Source organism: Erythrobacter longus (genome assembly GCF_000715015.1).
GTDB classification, from domain to species: Bacteria; Pseudomonadota; Alphaproteobacteria; order Sphingomonadales; family Sphingomonadaceae; genus Erythrobacter; species Erythrobacter longus.
The window spans coordinates 205,795-221,924 of sequence record NZ_JMIW01000004.1 but is presented as its reverse complement, the minus strand read 5'-3'; the positions used below and the strand labels follow the sequence as shown (position 1 = coordinate 221,924).

General features: G+C 57.3%; 17 protein-coding genes. 8 read left to right on the top strand and 9 right to left on the bottom strand.

Going from position 1 to position 16,130, the window contains the following annotated elements:
• Positions 1-2: 2 nt before the first annotated feature.
• The gene (gene ppa, locus EH31_RS11045) at positions 3-530 is read right to left on the bottom strand and encodes an inorganic diphosphatase (RefSeq protein WP_034960412.1); all 528 of its coding nucleotides are present in this window, start codon (positions 528-530) and stop codon (positions 3-5) included.
• A gap of 139 nt (positions 531-669) precedes the next feature.
• On the opposite strand from ppa, the gene hisS reads away from it, so the two are divergent.
• From hisS to EH31_RS11005, 8 genes are all read left to right on the top strand, one after another.
• Complete coding sequence (gene hisS / locus EH31_RS11040; RefSeq protein WP_034960411.1) at positions 670-1,905, top strand: histidine--tRNA ligase; 1,236 nt, start codon at positions 670-672, stop codon at positions 1,903-1,905.
• Positions 1,906-2,022: 117 nt separating this feature from the next.
• Positions 2,023-3,090 (top strand): peptide chain release factor 1, encoded by a 1,068-nt coding sequence (gene prfA / locus EH31_RS11035; protein WP_034960409.1) that lies wholly within the window; start codon positions 2,023-2,025, stop codon positions 3,088-3,090.
• Positions 3,087-3,926: a peptide chain release factor N(5)-glutamine methyltransferase gene (gene prmC / locus EH31_RS11030; RefSeq protein WP_034960408.1), complete on the top strand. Its 840-nt coding sequence runs from the start codon at positions 3,087-3,089 to the stop codon at positions 3,924-3,926. The genes prfA and prmC overlap by 4 nt, the downstream gene beginning before the upstream one ends.
• 277 nt (positions 3,927-4,203) lie before the next feature.
• The gene (locus EH31_RS11025; protein ID WP_034960407.1) at positions 4,204-4,866 is read left to right on the top strand and encodes a DUF4167 domain-containing protein; all 663 of its coding nucleotides are present in this window, start codon (positions 4,204-4,206) and stop codon (positions 4,864-4,866) included.
• A 53-nt stretch (positions 4,867-4,919) separates the two neighbouring features.
• The gene (gene lnt, locus EH31_RS11020; protein WP_081853367.1) at positions 4,920-6,581 is read left to right on the top strand and encodes an apolipoprotein N-acyltransferase; all 1,662 of its coding nucleotides are present in this window, start codon (positions 4,920-4,922) and stop codon (positions 6,579-6,581) included.
• Positions 6,582-6,687: 106 nt separating this feature from the next.
• Complete coding sequence (metK, locus tag EH31_RS11015; RefSeq protein WP_034960406.1) at positions 6,688-7,938, top strand: methionine adenosyltransferase; 1,251 nt, start codon at positions 6,688-6,690, stop codon at positions 7,936-7,938.
• Positions 7,939-7,952: 14 nt separating this feature from the next.
• Positions 7,953-9,194 (top strand): DUF418 domain-containing protein, encoded by a 1,242-nt coding sequence (locus EH31_RS11010; RefSeq protein ID WP_051699185.1) that lies wholly within the window; start codon positions 7,953-7,955, stop codon positions 9,192-9,194.
• Positions 9,195-9,291: 97 nt separating this feature from the next.
• Complete coding sequence (locus tag EH31_RS11005) at positions 9,292-10,386, top strand: hypothetical protein (protein ID WP_034960404.1); 1,095 nt, start codon at positions 9,292-9,294, stop codon at positions 10,384-10,386.
• Between the two features lie 22 nt (positions 10,387-10,408).
• Here EH31_RS11005 and EH31_RS11000 read toward each other — a convergent pair whose 3' ends face one another.
• The 8 genes from EH31_RS11000 to EH31_RS10970 form a co-directional block, all read right to left on the bottom strand.
• Positions 10,409-10,801 carry a hypothetical protein gene (locus EH31_RS11000; RefSeq protein ID WP_034960403.1) on the bottom strand — a complete coding sequence of 131 codons (393 nt, stop codon included), beginning with the start codon at positions 10,799-10,801 and terminating at the stop codon, positions 10,409-10,411.
• A 32-nt stretch (positions 10,802-10,833) separates the two neighbouring features.
• Positions 10,834-11,022, bottom strand: coding sequence for a hypothetical protein (locus EH31_RS17560; RefSeq protein WP_152553547.1), 189 nt, complete (start codon positions 11,020-11,022; stop codon positions 10,834-10,836).
• A 28-nt stretch (positions 11,023-11,050) separates the two neighbouring features.
• Positions 11,051-11,596, bottom strand: coding sequence for a GbsR/MarR family transcriptional regulator (locus tag EH31_RS10995; RefSeq protein WP_241765903.1), 546 nt, complete (start codon positions 11,594-11,596; stop codon positions 11,051-11,053).
• 75 nt (positions 11,597-11,671) lie between these two features.
• Complete coding sequence (locus EH31_RS10990) at positions 11,672-12,844, bottom strand: CaiB/BaiF CoA transferase family protein (protein WP_034960402.1); 1,173 nt, start codon at positions 12,842-12,844, stop codon at positions 11,672-11,674.
• Positions 12,841-13,308 carry a hypothetical protein gene (locus tag EH31_RS10985; RefSeq protein WP_034960401.1) on the bottom strand — a complete coding sequence of 156 codons (468 nt, stop codon included), beginning with the start codon at positions 13,306-13,308 and terminating at the stop codon, positions 12,841-12,843. Before EH31_RS10985 ends, EH31_RS10990 begins: the two co-directional genes overlap by 4 nt.
• A 14-nt stretch (positions 13,309-13,322) precedes the next feature.
• Positions 13,323-13,988: a CoA transferase subunit B gene (locus tag EH31_RS10980; protein WP_034960400.1), complete on the bottom strand. Its 666-nt coding sequence runs from the start codon at positions 13,986-13,988 to the stop codon at positions 13,323-13,325.
• Between the two features lie 17 nt (positions 13,989-14,005).
• Positions 14,006-15,178 (bottom strand): hypothetical protein, encoded by a 1,173-nt coding sequence (locus EH31_RS10975; RefSeq protein ID WP_034960398.1) that lies wholly within the window; start codon positions 15,176-15,178, stop codon positions 14,006-14,008.
• Positions 15,179-15,901: a CoA transferase subunit A gene (locus tag EH31_RS10970; RefSeq protein ID WP_034960397.1), complete on the bottom strand. Its 723-nt coding sequence runs from the start codon at positions 15,899-15,901 to the stop codon at positions 15,179-15,181.
• Positions 15,902-16,130: the final 229 nt, after the last annotated feature.

The window sequence follows — 16,130 nt, the reverse complement described above, 5'->3', positions numbered from 1 at the left end:
CCTTACGCTTTGGCCCGCTCAATTGCTTCCAGAACAATCTGGCGCGCTTCTGCAGCATCGCCCCACTTGCCGATCCGCACCCATTTTTCAGCCTCAAGATCTTTGTAGTGGGTGAAGAAGTGCTCGATCTGTTGCAGGATGATCGACGGCAAATCCTTGGTTTCACCCACATCTGAATAATACGGGAACGTTGTGTTGACCGGCACGCAGATCAGCTTCTCGTCGCCGCCGTGCTCATCTTCGAGGTTCAGCACACCAATCGGGCGCGCTTTTACAACGCAGCCTGGAATAAACGGTGAGCGGGCAATCACGAGCGCATCAAGCGGGTCGCCATCGGGCGACAAGGTGTGCGGCACAAAGCCGTAGTTGGCAGGGTAACGCATAGGCGTGTGCAGGATACGGTCGATGAAAAGCGCGCCGCTTTCCTTGTCGAACTCATATTTGACCGGTTCGCCGCCAGTAGGCACTTCGATGATGACATTGAGGCTTTCGGGCGGATTGTCGCCGGTCGGGATCTTGTCGATACGCATTTGAGGTTCCTGACTTTCCTGTCTGGTCTAAAATTCGAAACCCTCTCCCAAAAGGTTTGCGCTGCGCCCCTAGCGGCCTTCTTGGGATTGCGAAAGCCCTTCCTTAGTCGTAATCGCAGCCCAAAGAAATCAGGACACCATGAGCAAGAACACGCCAAAAGCCATTCGCGGCACGCAGGACATTTTCGGACCCGACGCAGAAAGCTTCGCCTTTGTGGTCGAGACGTTTGAACGTGTGCGCAAATTATACCGGTTTCGCCGTGCAGAAATGCCGGTGTTCGAGAAGACCGAAGTTTTCAGCCGCGCGATCGGTGAGACGACCGATGTCGTCTCGAAAGAGATGTATTCGTTTGAGGACCGCAGCGAGACATCGCTGACCTTGCGTCCCGAATTTACCGCCGGGATCGCGCGCGCATACCTCACCAATGGCTGGCAACAACACGCGCCATTGAAGCTTGCGACCCACGGGCCCCTGTTCCGCTATGAGCGCCCGCAAAAGGGCCGTTATCGCCAGTTCCACCAGATCGACGCGGAGATTCTGGGCGCAGGTGAACCTCAAGCCGATGTCGAGCTTCTCGCCATGGCCGATCAGCTTCTGAAGGAGCTGGGGATCGAGGGCGTGACACTGCATCTCAACACGCTTGGTGATGCGGAAAGCCGCGATGCGTGGCGCGCCGGGTTGATCGAGTATTTTAGCGCGGTTGAGGGCGAGCTTTCCGAGGATAGTCAGGAACGCCTCCACAAAAACCCCTTACGCATCCTCGACAGCAAAGACCCGCGCGATCAAGCCTTCGTGGCTGATGCGCCCAAGATTGACGCGTATCTGTCCGACGAGGCGCTGGCGTTCTTCGAGAGCGTCACCCGCGGCCTTGATGCAGCGGGCGTCAAATGGAAGCGGGCGGAAAGCCTTGTGCGTGGCCTCGATTATTACCGTCACACTGCCTTTGAATTCATCCCGGATGAGGGCTCGGCAGCGGCTGATGCCTTGGGCTCGCAATCGACCGTCCTTGGCGGCGGGCGTTACGACGGCTTGATGGAAAGCCTTGGTGGTCCTTCGACCCCTGCGGTTGGCTGGGCAGCTGGAATTGAGCGGCTGGCGATGTTGGTGGGGGAGAGATCCCCCGAACCGCTAGAGGCGATGGTTTTGTTGGAGGACGATGCTGGCCTAACCAAGGCGACTCAGCTCTTGAGCGATTTGCGCAAAGCCGGATTTGTCAGCGATATGATTGCATCAGGCTCCAAGAAGAAGCGTTACGACAAGGCGGTCAAACAGGATCCTCGAGCGATCCTGCGCGTCAATGAGAGCGGCTATTATGGCTATGCCGGAGATGCAATCGATCCTGCTTTGAGCGAATTTCTCAAGGACAAGGTCTAGCCACTTTCGTCACCCTGAACTTGTTTCAGGGTCTATCTCACCTTCAAGCAGCGGCGGTGAGCACCTAGACATGGATGCTGAAACAAGTTCAGCATGACGAGTTAGAGAACACAGACAATGACTATCCCCGCCCAACGCCTTGACCAAATCGCCAACCGCTTTGCCGAGCTTGAAGCTCGAATGGCGTCTGGCACCCTTGAAGGCGATGAATTCGTTCAGGCCTCGCGCGATTACGCAGAGCTTGAACCGGTCGCCAAAATCGCTGCTGAAGTTACTGCCATGCGCGAGGAGATGGTGGGCCTTGAAGAGATGCTCGCCGATCCGGAAATGAAGGCGATGGCTGAGGAAGAGCTTGCCTCCATCCGTGAGGCATTGCCGGACAAAGAGCGTGCGCTCGCGATCGCGCTGCTCCCCCGCGACCGGGCTGACAGCAAGCCCGCCATGCTCGAAATTCGCGCCGGTACAGGCGGGGATGAGGCGGCGCTCTTCGCAGGAGACCTTTTCCGCATGTACGAAAAGTTTGCGAGCGAGCAGGGTTGGCGCGTCGAGCCCGTCAGCATGAGCGCATCCGAAGTTGGCGGCTTTAAGGAAATTGTCGCCAACATCACCGGGCAAGGCGTGTTCGCCAAATTGAAGTTTGAAAGCGGGGTCCACAGGGTGCAGCGCGTGCCTGTCACCGAAAGCGGCGGGCGCATTCACACCTCGGCGGCGACTGTCGCGGTGCTGCCCGAACCCGATGAAGTGGATGTGCAGATTGATCCCGGCGATCTCAAAATCGACACTTACCGGGCAAGCGGTGCAGGTGGCCAGCACGTCAACACCACTGATTCAGCGATCCGCATCACCCACGAGCCGACCGGCCTTGTTGTGACCTGTCAGGATGGGCGCAGCCAGCACAAGAACAAAGAAAAAGCGATGCAGGTGCTGCGCGCGCGCCTTTATGAAAAGACACGCGATGAAGCGCAGGGAGCCGAAGCCGAAGCGCGCAAGGCAATGGTTGGATCGGGCGACCGCTCGGAGCGCATCCGCACCTATAACTTCCCCCAAGGCCGCGTTACCGATCACCGCATCGGTTTGACGCTGCACAAACTCGAAGAGGTGCTTGCCGGAACCGGATTGGACGAGCTTGTCAGCGCCCTTATCGCAGAGGACGAGGCCAAGCGTTTGGCGACGCTTGCCGAATGAGGACTGCCGATGCCATTCGGGCAGCCAGCACGCAGCTCGAGGCCACCAGTGATACAGCGCGTCTAGATGCAGAATTGCTGATGGCCCATGCGCTGGGTGTGACGCGTTCGGACATGCTTTTGCGGCATATGCAGGACGCAGCGCCAGTCGCATTCGATTCCCTGATTGCACGGCGAGCGGCGCATGAACCGGTCGCCTACATTACCGGCAAACAGGAATTTTACGGGCGTGAATTCAGCGTCGAACCCGGCGCTCTTATCCCTCGTCCCGACAGCGAAGTCCTGATCGATACAGCCTTGGAGCTGTGCCCCGACCCTAAGCGGGTTCTCGATTTGGGGACAGGTTCGGGCGCGCTTTTGTTCACGATTTTGTTGGAGCGCCCAAAGGCCCAAGGTGTGGGCATTGATGCCTCGCAACAAGCGATTGAAATAGCTCTCGACAATGGGACAGGTTTCGATGCTGCCGAGCATCTGATGGATGATTGGGAATGGAAACTGCATTGCAGGGATTGGACAACGCCGGGCTGGGCCAAAGACCTGGGCCAATTCGACCTGATCGTGTGCAACCCGCCCTATGTGGAAACCTCAGCATCGCTTGAGCCCGACGTTCGAGATTTCGAGCCTGCCAGCGCCCTGTTTGCTGGGTCTGAGGGATTGGACGACTACCGGATATTGATCCCGCAATTGCGCGCATTGATGACAGATGATGCGGTGGCGATCTTTGAGATCGGTTACACACAAGCCCAGGCCGTGACGCAGATCGCGCAAGACCAAGGCTTTAGCGTGGAGCTGCACCATGATCTGGCGGGGCGACCTCGCTGCCTTGTGTTGACTTGATCAAAGAAGCGCCGGGGTTGACGAAAACATCATCAGGGCTTGGCAAAAGCAATAAGGCTCGCTAGCTATCGAGTCGGAACACCGTTTTGCGATATGCGCGAAACGCTGGACCAGCTCCTAATTCCATGTTGAACGGCCTTTTGCGGGGGCAAACCCACAGGTCAGGAAACGTAGAGTGCGAGCGCGCTGCATGTGCGGCGCAAAGACGAAAGGTCTATGGGCAAAAAGGCGCCACTCTATTGAAGGACGCTGAGGCTCGTTAACAGGAAGATTTTCCTTGAATAACAATCGCAATAACAATCGCCGTCGCGGTCGCGGTAACCGCAACACCCAAGCCGGCGGCAATAACCAGAACCGTATTGACAGCCGCGCGCGGGGCAATGCTCCCCAGTTGCTCGACAAGTACAAAAAGCTTGCTCAAGACGCGCAGCACAATGGCGACAGGGTTCAGGCCGAATACTATCTCCAGTTCGCAGACCACTACTTCCGGGTGATCGCCGATAACAAGGCGCGTCAGGACGAAGCACGGGCCAAGCGTGGCGATACGCGCAGCGATGATCGCGCAAGCAATAACGATGATGGCGACGAGGACGATGGCGATGGCCGTCGTCGGAACAATCGCCGTCCCCGCGGACGCCGCGATGCACAAGAAGGCGATAATCAGGACGAGGCCGCTCAGGCCAACGATGGCGATGAGCGTTCCGATGGCGAACCATCAGGCTCAGACGAAGAAAGCGCCAAGCCAAAGCGCCGGGCTCGTAAACCCCGTGATGAAAAGCGTGAGGAAAGCTCGGATGAGAAACCGCGCCGCCGTGCGCGCAAGCCGAGGGCAAGCGAAGACGCCAGCGACAGCTCAGAAATTGACGCGGCGGTTCTCCCGCCTGCCATCAGTGCGGGCGCAGGATCAGGTGATGCCGATGATCTTGAGGTCGCTGGTTGACCCTGAGGCCCTTCAGCTAACGGCGAAAAACAGCGGTAAGAGCGCAGGGCACTATGGCGGATCAAGCGCTGAACACATCTCAGAGTAGGCTTGGTTCCTATTGGAGCCGAGTGACGCAATTTGCGCAGCGCTGGCCTGGGCTTACCTCTGGCTTACTGGGGTTGATTGTTGCTCTTGGATATCCACCGGTTCATGGCTGGTGGGTGGCCTTGCCAGCGCTTGCGCTGTGGATTGCCCACTTGCGCACAAGTCCGAATTGGAAAAGCGCTTTGTGGCGCGGCTGGACCTTTGGCTGGGCGCATTTGACGCTTGCCAACAATTGGATCGCGACCGCCTTTACCTATCAATCAGATATGCCCGAGATACTGGGCTGGGTCGCAGTGCCGCTCTTGTGCGTTTATCTTGCGGTCTATCCCGCGCTGGCTGCGCTGGCGGCGCATTTGCTTGGGAGGCGAGGTGATGTGAGGACCTTTGGTTCAGTGCTTGCCGCTGCTTGGATTGTAACCGAATGGCTTAGGAGCTGGGTGTTCACGGGATACCCTTGGCCGCCTTTGGGGCTGATGCTCCTCGGAGGGTGGGAGACCCCTGGGCTTGCACGGTTGCTTCCTTGGATCGGTACTTACGCTTTATCAGGGTTGGTTATCTGGATAGCGCTTCTGTTGTTGTGGTCCGCAACTGCTCCGATGCCGTCGCGTGGACACCGAGCCTTTCTTGCTTTTGGCGTTGTTTTTGGTGGTGTGGTTTTGCCTATGACCACGTTTCGGCCAAGTGCAGAAGAAACCGACATCAACTACACCCTGGTGCAGCCTCTCATCCCGCAAGATGAGCTCAACGACGGCTCCAAATTCGAGGAACAGTTCCAGCGCATTGCTCGCCTCACCGCCAAAAATGCGGACCAATCGCGGCTCGTGCTTTGGCCTGAAAGCGCGGTGCCCGACTACCTCGAAGACGGCTATCCGCAGCGCTACTACACCCGCATGACAGCGGGCGCTGATCCTGATTTCGCAAGGCGCCGCATCGGCGTGGTGATCGGGCCGCAATCGACACTGCTTGCCGGTGTAGTCAATCTCAATATCGGAGAGGGCTCCGACGGCATTCCCCGCGCTCTTTCGGCCCGCAATTCCGTCATAGCAATGAATGGCGAAGGCGATATCACCAACCACTATGCCAAGGCGCATCTGGTGCCTTATGGTGAATATTTGCCAATGGAACAGGTCCTTGGCGCGATTGGCCTGTCGCGGCTTACGTCTGGCACTATCCCTTACATCCCCGGCCCCGGTCCCCAGACACTGGACCTTGGTGAGCACGGCAAAGCGGGCATCCAGATTTGCTATGAGATCGTGTTCTCGGGCCAGGTGGTCGACCGGGACAACCGGCCCGATTACCTGTTCAACCCGTCCAACGACGGCTGGTTTGGCAGCTGGGGCCCGCCCCAACATTTGGCGCAGGCGCGGATGCGAGCAATCGAAGAGGGGCTCCCGGTCCTTCGCTCCACCACCACCGGTATCAGCGCGGTAATCGATGCGAACGGCAATGTGGTTCAGCACGTCCCCTCTGGCGAGGCAGGCGCGCTCCACGGTTTAATTCCGGAAGCCGCTTCCCCGACCCTTTTTTCAAAGCTCGGCAATGCACTCCCTCTGATGTGGGCGGGATTGCTCGCTCTTTTGGGGCTGGGCCTACCAAGATTGCTTGCACTGCGAGAACCACGCAGCTAGGTCTTCACAAGGCAGACATAAAGGTTTCCTTATATCTGCTTGACGGGCGCGAATTCTCGCGTCGATTACTGGCTTGAAACAGCGGCTCGGGAGGCCCCTCAATACCATGCGAAGCGACTATCTTTTCACGTCTGAAAGCGTGTCTGAAGGCCATCCCGACAAAGTTTCTGACCAGATTTCAGATGCCATCGTGGATTTGATGCTGGCCAAAGATCCCGAAGCGCGCGTCGCTTGCGAGACGATGACCACGACCCAACGCGTGATCTTGTCCGGCGAAATCCGTTGTGCTCCCATGTATGACGAGAAAAATGACGATTGGGCGGTCAATGGCGGCTGGGCACCAGGCGCGAAGGAAGAGATTGAAAAAGCCGTCCGCCGCACGGTGCGCGATATTGGGTACGAGCAAGACGGCTTCCATTGGAAGACCTTGGCTTTTGAAAACCACCTCCACGGCCAATCGGCCCACATCGCGCAAGGCGTTGATGCAGGGGCGGAAGGGTCAAATAAGGACGAAGGCGCAGGCGATCAGGGCATCATGTTCGGTTTTGCTTGTGACGAAACGCCTGATTTCATGCCTGCAACGCTTGATTACAGCCACAAAATCCTCGAGCAACTGGCCAAGGACCGCCACTCTGGTGCCGCGCCTTTTCTGGAACCTGACGCAAAAAGCCAGGTGACGCTGCGCTATGAAAATGGCCGTCCTGTTGCCTGCACCGCCGTTGTGGTCAGCACTCAGCATGCAGAAGGCTATGACGAGGGCGCGAAAGAGGCAGAGCTTAAAGACTACGTCAAACGCGTGGTTGCCAATGTCATGCCCGATGGCTTCCTTTCTGATGAAACACAGTGGCACATTAACCCCACGGGCAGCTTTGTCATTGGCGGGCCAGATGGCGATGCGGGCCTTACTGGCCGCAAGATTATCGTCGACACATATGGCGGCGCGGCCCCGCATGGTGGCGGCGCGTTCAGCGGCAAAGACCCCACCAAAGTTGATCGCAGTGCAGCGTACATTACACGTTATCTTGCTAAGAACGTGGTAGCCGCCGGGCTTGCCACGCGCTGCACGATCCAGATCGCTTATGCGATTGGTGTGTCTGAACCATTGTCGCTTTACGTCGACACCCACGGCACGGCGGCTGATGGCGTGTCTGATGCAACGCTCGAGAAAGCGATCCTCTCAATCGGGAAGCTTGGCGGCCTGACCCCGCGCGCTATCCGCACGCATTTGGGGCTGAACAAGCCGATTTACCGGATCAGCGCTGCCTATGGTCATTTTGGCCGCAAGGCTGAAGGCGACCGCTTCCCATGGGAGCGTGATGATTTGGTCCAAGACTTGAAGGCAGCGCTAGGCCAATAGGCTAGGCGTCTCTGATGGAGACGTTCGCCCAGCCCAAATCGCAACAAAGGCCACCGCCTAATCAGCGCATAATAGAGTTCGACGCTTTGCGCGGCGTTGCGGTGATCGGCGTGGTGTGGATGAGCGTCTATGCCTTCGCACTTCCGGCGCAAGGGTACCATAACCCCTCAGTCTGGGGACCCGGACTTGGCGAGGCATCACGCCTTGATCGCATCATCTGGGCGGTCAACTTTGTCTTTATCGAAGACAAATTCCGCACTCTTTTCGCAATGCTTTTTGGGGCAGGGTGTCTCATCCTGTTGGAGCGTGACGGCGAGCGGAAGAAGGGGCATCCCGTGCGCGCGCACTACGCCCGAATGGCTGTCCTTTTCGCGATTGGCGCGGTCCATTCAATCCTGTTTGCGAGTAATGATGTGCTGCGGGTCTTTGCGCTGGCGGGCTGCGCTTTGCCTTTACTCACAGTGCTAAGCGCAAGGTCGCTGTTCGCTATTTGCGTGGGCTTTATTGCTGTGCACGTCGGAGGCGGGGTTGTCGCTTTGGGGGCCAGCGTGCTCGACTATTACCAGGGGCGACCGGGAAGCGATGCGTCGCTTTTGGCAGAACGCTTGTTCGGCTCAAACCCTGCATCGGTGCAATATATGTTGGATCAGGGCCGCGAGGGTTGGGAAGAGCGTATCGCGCGAAGCCTTACGGGTTTGCGCTCTCAGCTTTCGGTGATCGGCAGCGCGATACCCATCAATCTGGCTGCAATGGCGCTTGGCATGGGGCTTTGGAAAAGCGAGCTGCTTCAAGGTAAATGGCGGCTTTTTCTCTTGCAACGCTGCGCTGCGATATGCGCTCTGGCTGCTGTTCCCGCGCTCCTTGGCCTTGCATGGTGGGTGTCTGACAATGGTTTTCCGGCAAGCATTGCCGGGATGGTGGGCCTTGTCCTCTCTGCGCCCTTCGACACGGCGCTGGGGCTCGCATACGCGGCCCTAGCGATGGCGTTTTTCCGAAAGGAAGGCGCCTTGCGCGAACGTTTGGCAGCCGTGGGCCGGTTGTCGCTCACCAATTACCTGCTGACATCCGTCATTCTCGCCGCGATCTTTGCCAGTTGGGGCATGGGATTATTCGGAGAGGTCTCGCGCGCGCAAGGCTTTGCCATCAGCTTTGTACCCATTGCCGCGATGCTGATCTGGTCGACTTTGTGGGCACGCTTTGCAGGGCAAGGTCCGTTTGAACGTCTCTGGCGCAGCATGACCAAGCTGTTGAGTTAGCGCGGCCACACTAGGGCTTGCACCAAATCTTGCTCCATTATTTCCTTGAACTGTGTGCGCGCGCTGGCAAACTCCTGATCAAAGGGGGAGAATTGACATGCGTTCAAGTGTTTTTGCGATTGTTGCCTATGCAGGCCTATTGGTCGCACCATTGGCATCAGCAAATGCGCAGGCACCCATCGAGCTTGAGATCGGAGCGCCTTGGGAACATCCACACAGCGGCATCGTAGTGCCCGATACAATCGGGGGCCTACCGCGCGGAAGTGCGACCGAGTTTGCGCAAGATTTCCTCAATATCGGGTTTTCTTTTCCCAGCTCGGATGGGTCAGAAGAAATCTCGCTATATATTTATCGCCATACCAATGGCGCTGTTCCGGTCTGGTTTCGCCAGGCACAAACCGGAATAGAAATACGCGACATTTACGCCAAGCCCGAACTGGCTTTTGGCGTGGAGCAATATGGTTGGCCGGGAGCGGAAGAGTGGCAGGGTTTGCGCGCTATTTATGCCACGCCAAATAGCCGAACTGCGCTGAGCACTGCGGTTGTGCTGTTTTCGATCGATGGATGGCTGGTGAAGATGCGCGTGTCGTCTTCGACCAAAAGCCCGGAAGAATTGGGTCAGATGATCGACGCGGCCTTTGCGGAATTGACCCCGCCAGAGGCTAAGGTTGCTCAGGCCCCTGCGGTCCCTGTCGAAGATTGCGAGAAAAAGCTCAGGTTCAAGAAGGCACAAGACGCAGAACCGGACGCGGGTTCTGCAATTTTGGGGGCCTTGCTGGGGGGACTGGTCTCTCGCGGTGAGCCGGGCGAAAGTGAAGAGGGTGAGGCAATCGCTCCCGAACCAGCGAGCGTTTGGTGCCGGGATTCATCTTTAGGCCCCGTCCAAGTTGCTTACCGTGCGGATGGTGCGGCCGATGCCTATCTTTTGGCGATCAGCGACAGTGGCAAGGGAATTTGGGTGGGGCCCGATACGGCTGGACAAATCCTCCAGAGCGAGCGCCCAAATTCTAAACCGAATTATTCCATCACCCTCATCACAGACAACCGCAGGATCAATTATGTGCCGCAGAACCGGCTTCCATCCTTGCGCCGTGTGTTGGAAGTTGTGAATGCAAACCGCACCGTCAGCCGTGTGTCGACATGGGGCGATGATACGTCGATCAATATCCAATCGGGCGTCCTCGAAAACTGAGGACGCCCTGTTTGGAGCTCGATCAGGCTTCGGGCTCAGCAGCCTTTGCTGCCCATTGTTCCTCGCGGAACCAATGGCCCACTTTGCGCCCGAATTTGGCAATCGCATTCATATTGAAGAAGTGCATGACGCCAAGGGCGACGACCACAATCCCAACTTTGCTGGAGAGAAACTGGATTGCGTCAATCGCGCTTTCGGGCGGGGTCCCGAACCGCAGGGTCAATAAGATCCACCCAAGGTTCACGAGGTAAAAGCCGACGACCAGCAAATGGTTGGTGGATGCGGCAAGCATGCGGTCGTGGCCAAAACACTCGGTCAGGAAAACAAAGCCGTTCTTGGACAAGGTCCGCGCCACCCAGACGCTGAGGCCAATGCTGGCGCCGAGATAGATGATATAGGAAACAAGGGCGTACATAATTTTGCTCCTTTTGAAAGTGTAGGGCCGGTTTAGAAAATCAGATCGTGGACCGGGTTATCGCGTTTTGACGCGACTCTAGCCGTTACAGTGTTCTGCGAGGCGGAGGCGGATTGCGCTTTGCCGCTGGGGCAACGCAGCGCCGCTGAAAAACCGCTCAAAGAGCGTTCTTCACAAATTTCTGTAATTTGAGAAACGATTGGATGTGCGGCATGTGTCATGGTGCTATCCTTTCATACTACTGCGGGATTAGTCGCTCGATTTACCGGGGAGAAAGCGCGCAATGCCGCGCCCCAGTTTCATCAAGCGGACAAGGGTGGGTTTGGGAAGGTCGCGCACATCGGCGTACCATCCCGTCAGCGTGCCGATAAATTCGTGCATCCGCCCGATCCGCTCGCGCACATGGGCAGGCACGTCGTTGCGCCCCTCAAGGCTTTCGGCAAGTTCGCCCATCAGTTGGATCGTGGGGTCCATTTCGCGCCGCTTACGCTCGGCCGCGATCTTCATCAGCATATCCCACAGATCGGTTTCGGCCACAAAGTGATCGCGCCGGTCCGCTTCGACGTGGACACGGCGTACGATGGCGTAGGATTGCAGCTCTTTCAGCCCGTTGGACACGTTGGACCGGGCAAGACCAAGAGCTTCGCAAATCTCTTCTGCGTGAAGAGGACGATCGCTCAGATACAGCAAGGCGTGGACCTGCGCGACAGAGCGATTGACGCCCCATTCGGTGCCCATTTCACCCCAGTGCAGGATGAAGGACCTGGCTTCCGGAATATCGAGCAACTTGCTCACGACTCGCCTCGCTTTCGTTATTTCTGTAATTACAGAAATTCAGGAATAAGGCAAGAGGCTCCGGCGTCTTCCTCGCTAATCCTTGGAGGAGGGGGTGTCTTCGCCCAGCATCGGTGAAGGCCGGTCGAGCGCCAATTCTGCGTCTGAAAATGTGAATGGACTGCGCACGCCCGGCATCCCGCCAAGGTCCACCCGCATACCGCGTGCCAGCACTTGGGGATCGGCGAATACCTCATCAAGTTTGTTGATCGGGCCCGCTGGAACGCCGTGGGCATTGCAGGCTTCAATCAGGCCTTCCTTGGTCCAAGTGGATGTTGCCTTAGCGATCTCTGCGTCGAGTAGCCCTGCGTTCTCAACCCGTCCGCCATTACTGGCAAATCGCGGATCAGCGGCCAAGTCTGGCCGATTAAGCACTTTGGCCAATTTCGTAAACAACCGGTCATTGGCAGGGGCCAGGATCACGTGCCCATCTCTTACCGGGAACACTCCGTAAGGCGCGACTTGCGCATGAGCATTTCCCATGCGCGGCGGATTCTCGCCAGTGGTCAGATGATAGGTCGCTTGGTTTGCCAGCAAAGCGACCGAACAATCGAGCAAACTCATGTCCACCTGCTGTCCCTTGCCGGTTCGTCCGCGCTGGATCAGCGCTGCCTGGATAGCGTTGGCTGCATAAATGCCCGTTGTCAGATCGCTGATCGAAACGCCCATTTTGACAGGCACGCTGCCGGGTTCACCAGTTACCGACATAAACCCGCTCATCCCTTGGATAACAAAATCGTATCCTGCTTCATGCGCGCGTGGGCCGGTCTGCCCAAACCCGGTGATCGAGCAATAGACAAGGGCCGGATTGGCCTCTCTCAAAGACGCATAATCGAGGCTGAATTTTGCAAGGCCGCCTGTCTTGAAGTTCTCGATCAACACATCGGCTTCGCGCGCCAGGGTGCGCACGCGTTCAAGGTCAGTCGCATCGCCAAAATCGGCAACCACGCTGCGCTTGCCCCTGTTGCAGGCATGGTAATAAGCAGCTTCTTTGTGGACTGTGCCGTCGGCCCCGAAGCGCTCGACCCAGGGCGGGCCCCACTGCCGTGTGCCGTCGCCTTCGGGGCTTTCGATCTTGATGACATCTGCGCCAAGGTCGGCCAAAATCTGACCAGCCCAAGGCCCAGCCAACACCCGCGCAAGCTCGAGCACTTTGAGCCCGGCAAGCGGAGCGTTTGGGTTTCGCGGGGTGTGCAGCCAAAGGGTCATATGGCTGACTCAGTCCGGTCGCTCAGCGCTCGCCATGCAAACGCCAATCCAACAGCATGGACAATGCCATAGACAAGCACGATCGCAGACGACCAATAGTCGAACGCGCCTTCTGGGTATGGAACATAGAGGAATGCCGGGATCAACACAGCGCCCCGCAAGAGGTAGATCGCGGTGATGGCGATAAGTCCGACCCTTAGAAGTGGCAGCCGCGCGATATAGCCTGCGCCAGACAAAGCAAACGCGCTCCAGATAAAGAGAACTGCAGCAATGCCAGAAGTCACCATCGCTGGAAAAATGGCGCCACGAGTTGCAGCGACGGCATATTCTTCTGGTGCACCAAAAAAGCGATACCAGTCAGGGCCACCGACTATCACCCCGATGTGAAGAAGCCCTGCCAGACCTGACAGAACTGCTCCGGCGAGCAGCCAGACCGTCCCCCGATTGCGTGCGACTTTAGTCATCCGGTTCGCGCCGACTAAGCCGCTTCCAACGCCACTTCGTAAGCCGCTGTCGTGGAGGCTGCGATGTCCTCTTCGGTCACGCCGGGGGCAAGCTCGATAAGTTGGAAGGCTGAATCTTTTGATGGGCGATGGAACACACCTAGATTGGTGATGATCATATCGACCACGTTTGCGCCAGTAAGGGGCAAAGTGCATTCCGGGATCAGCTTGGGGCTGCCGTCTTTTGCGGTGTGATCCATCACCACGATGATCTTTTTGACGCCGGCTACAAGATCCATCGCACCGCCCATCCCCTTGATCATTTTGCCCGGGATCATCCAGTTTGCGATATCGCCATTTTCCGCCACTTCCATTGCGCCCAGAACCGTCAGGTCAATGTGCCCGCCCCGGATCATCGAGAAACTGGTCGCGCTATCAAAGTAAGCGGAATGCGGCAGTTCGCTGATGGTTTGCTTACCGGCGTTGATCAGATCAGGGTCCTCCTCGCCTTCATATGGGAAAGGCCCGATCCCCAACATTCCGTTCTCGCTTTGCAGTGTCACCATCATGCCGTCTGGAATGTGGTTGGCGACCAGCGTTGGAATGCCAATGCCAAGGTTGACGTAGTATCCGTCCTGGAGTTCCCTTGCGGCGCGCGCTGCCATTTGGTCGCGGCTCCAGCCTTTTGCCTCATCACTCATTTTATTGCCTCGTTTGGTTAAAGCAGGGGTTGCGCGATGAGGAACCATCCATCGCCAATCAGGGGTTCAAGCGACCCTGCATCTGCCGGATTTTTGAGATAGTCATAAAGCTCGTCGAAATCGGACCGTGTATCGCCTGCAATGGCAATCAGACAGCTGATTTGAGAAAGCTCTTCGCGAAGGGTTTGCTTGCGATCATCGGGGCCGCGAACAAGCAGGACGCGGTCCTCATTATTGAGGTCAAGACCGCTGTACCTCAATGCGCGGTTGATCGCGTCGAGCTTATCGATCCCATTGCCGGAAATCCACGCAATCGAAACACCGCTTAAGCGCAATTGTGCGAGCCCGCGGGCAAGGCCAGAGGGTGGGCGCGAGGCGGAGGTGGAATCGAACAAAGCGCCTTTGGGATCAAGGTCGATAAGGACGGTAGGCGACACCCCGCCGCATTGTGCCTTTACCGGTTCAAGCGTCACCCGATTGCTTAACATAGCAGCCTCTGGCTCATCACCAGAACCGATTTGGCGTTGGTTGGCGTATGATAAAAACTGATTGATGCCCGCCTGTGCGCCCACCGGAGAGCTCGAAGCAAATGCAGGCGTATCGGCTGGCGCATTCGATGGAGCGCTAACCGGGCTGCTCACAGGCGCGTCCAAGGGTTCCCGCGCGGAAGGAACCGGCGTTGGCAACGAGCGAATGACCCTGTTTGTGGGCCTCTCGATGGGCGCCGGGTTTGCTGGCACTTCAGCTGCGAGGGAAGCCGTCATAGGCGCAGGCATTGTGATCGGCTCAGGCGCAGATGGGCTAGCTGATACGGGCCTGGGTGATACAGGACTGGATGATATAGGGTCGGGTGATGTCGCAGCGTTCACCTTTGCGCCATTCGCAAAAGCGGCGTTGAAATCCGCACTGGCCGAGCTGGCTGGTGGCAAGGCTGTTGCAGGCTCTTGCTTGACGGGCACAAGGTCAGAGTTCGCAACCTCGCTTTGCTGACCTGTTGTTGCAACTTCGACAATTGGGTCAGGCTGGGGCACATCACCTTTGCGCGCGAAAATCGTGCGTTCGCCAAGCAATCCGCCAGCGGCCAGCGGAAAGGCGGCAGCAACGCACCCTTGCAACGCGATAGAGCAGCCCAGAACAAAGGCTGTTGTTCCGACGCTGTTTAACCGTATGTTTCGCACATCCTTGGTCATCTATGCGTCCTCGCGTGAGCGAACCGTGCGGAATTCGATTTTCTTATCGTATGGCGCGCCAAGAACAATGCGATTGACGAACACACCAGGCAGGTGGATTTCGTCGGCTTCCAATGCACCTGCCGGGACGATTTCCTCGACCTCTGCGATGCAAACCTTGCCGCAAGTTGCCGCGGGTTGATTGAAGTTGCGCGCAGTCTTGCGGAAAATGAGATTGCCCGTCTCATCAGCCTTCCACGCCTTTACAATGGCAAGGTCGGCAAAGATGCCGCGTTCCAGAATATAGGTCGACATGACGCCGTCCTGATCGGGGAAGTCCTTGTGCTCTTTGCCCTCGGCGACCTGCGTGCCGACGCCCGTTTTTGTGTAGAAGCCAGGAATACCAGCTCCCCCGGCGCGCATTCGCTCGGCTAACGTTCCTTGAGGGCAAAACTCAACCTCAAGTTCGCCCGACAGAAACTGCCGCTCAAACTCCTTGTTTTCTCCAACATAAGAGGAAATCATCTTCTTCACCTGGCGCGTGCGAAGGAGCTTGCCGATGCCTTCATTGTCGATGCCTGCATTGTTACTGGCAAAGGTAAGGCCGGTAACGCCGCTTTCCTTGATGGCGTCCAAGAGGCGTTCTGGAATGCCGCAAAGGCCAAATCCGCCAGCTGCAACCAGCAAGTCATTGGCAATGACGCCCTCAAGCGCAGCGACAGCGTTCGGGTAAATTTTTGACATAAGAAAAGCCGGTCCGTTCGATTTCCATGTGAAGCCCGCTCAATTCCAGAAAGGCCGCCCGGTTTGGGAAGCTTTTGGCGTATTCAGGCCATATGAGGTCACAAACCCCTGATTAGTCCCAAGCAACAACGATGTCACGGGTTAGAGGTACAGCTTGCAAGAATGAGATTTACCGGGCGGCAAAACGGAAATATGCCTAAATAATAAGCAGCTGCCTAATGCGCAGGCT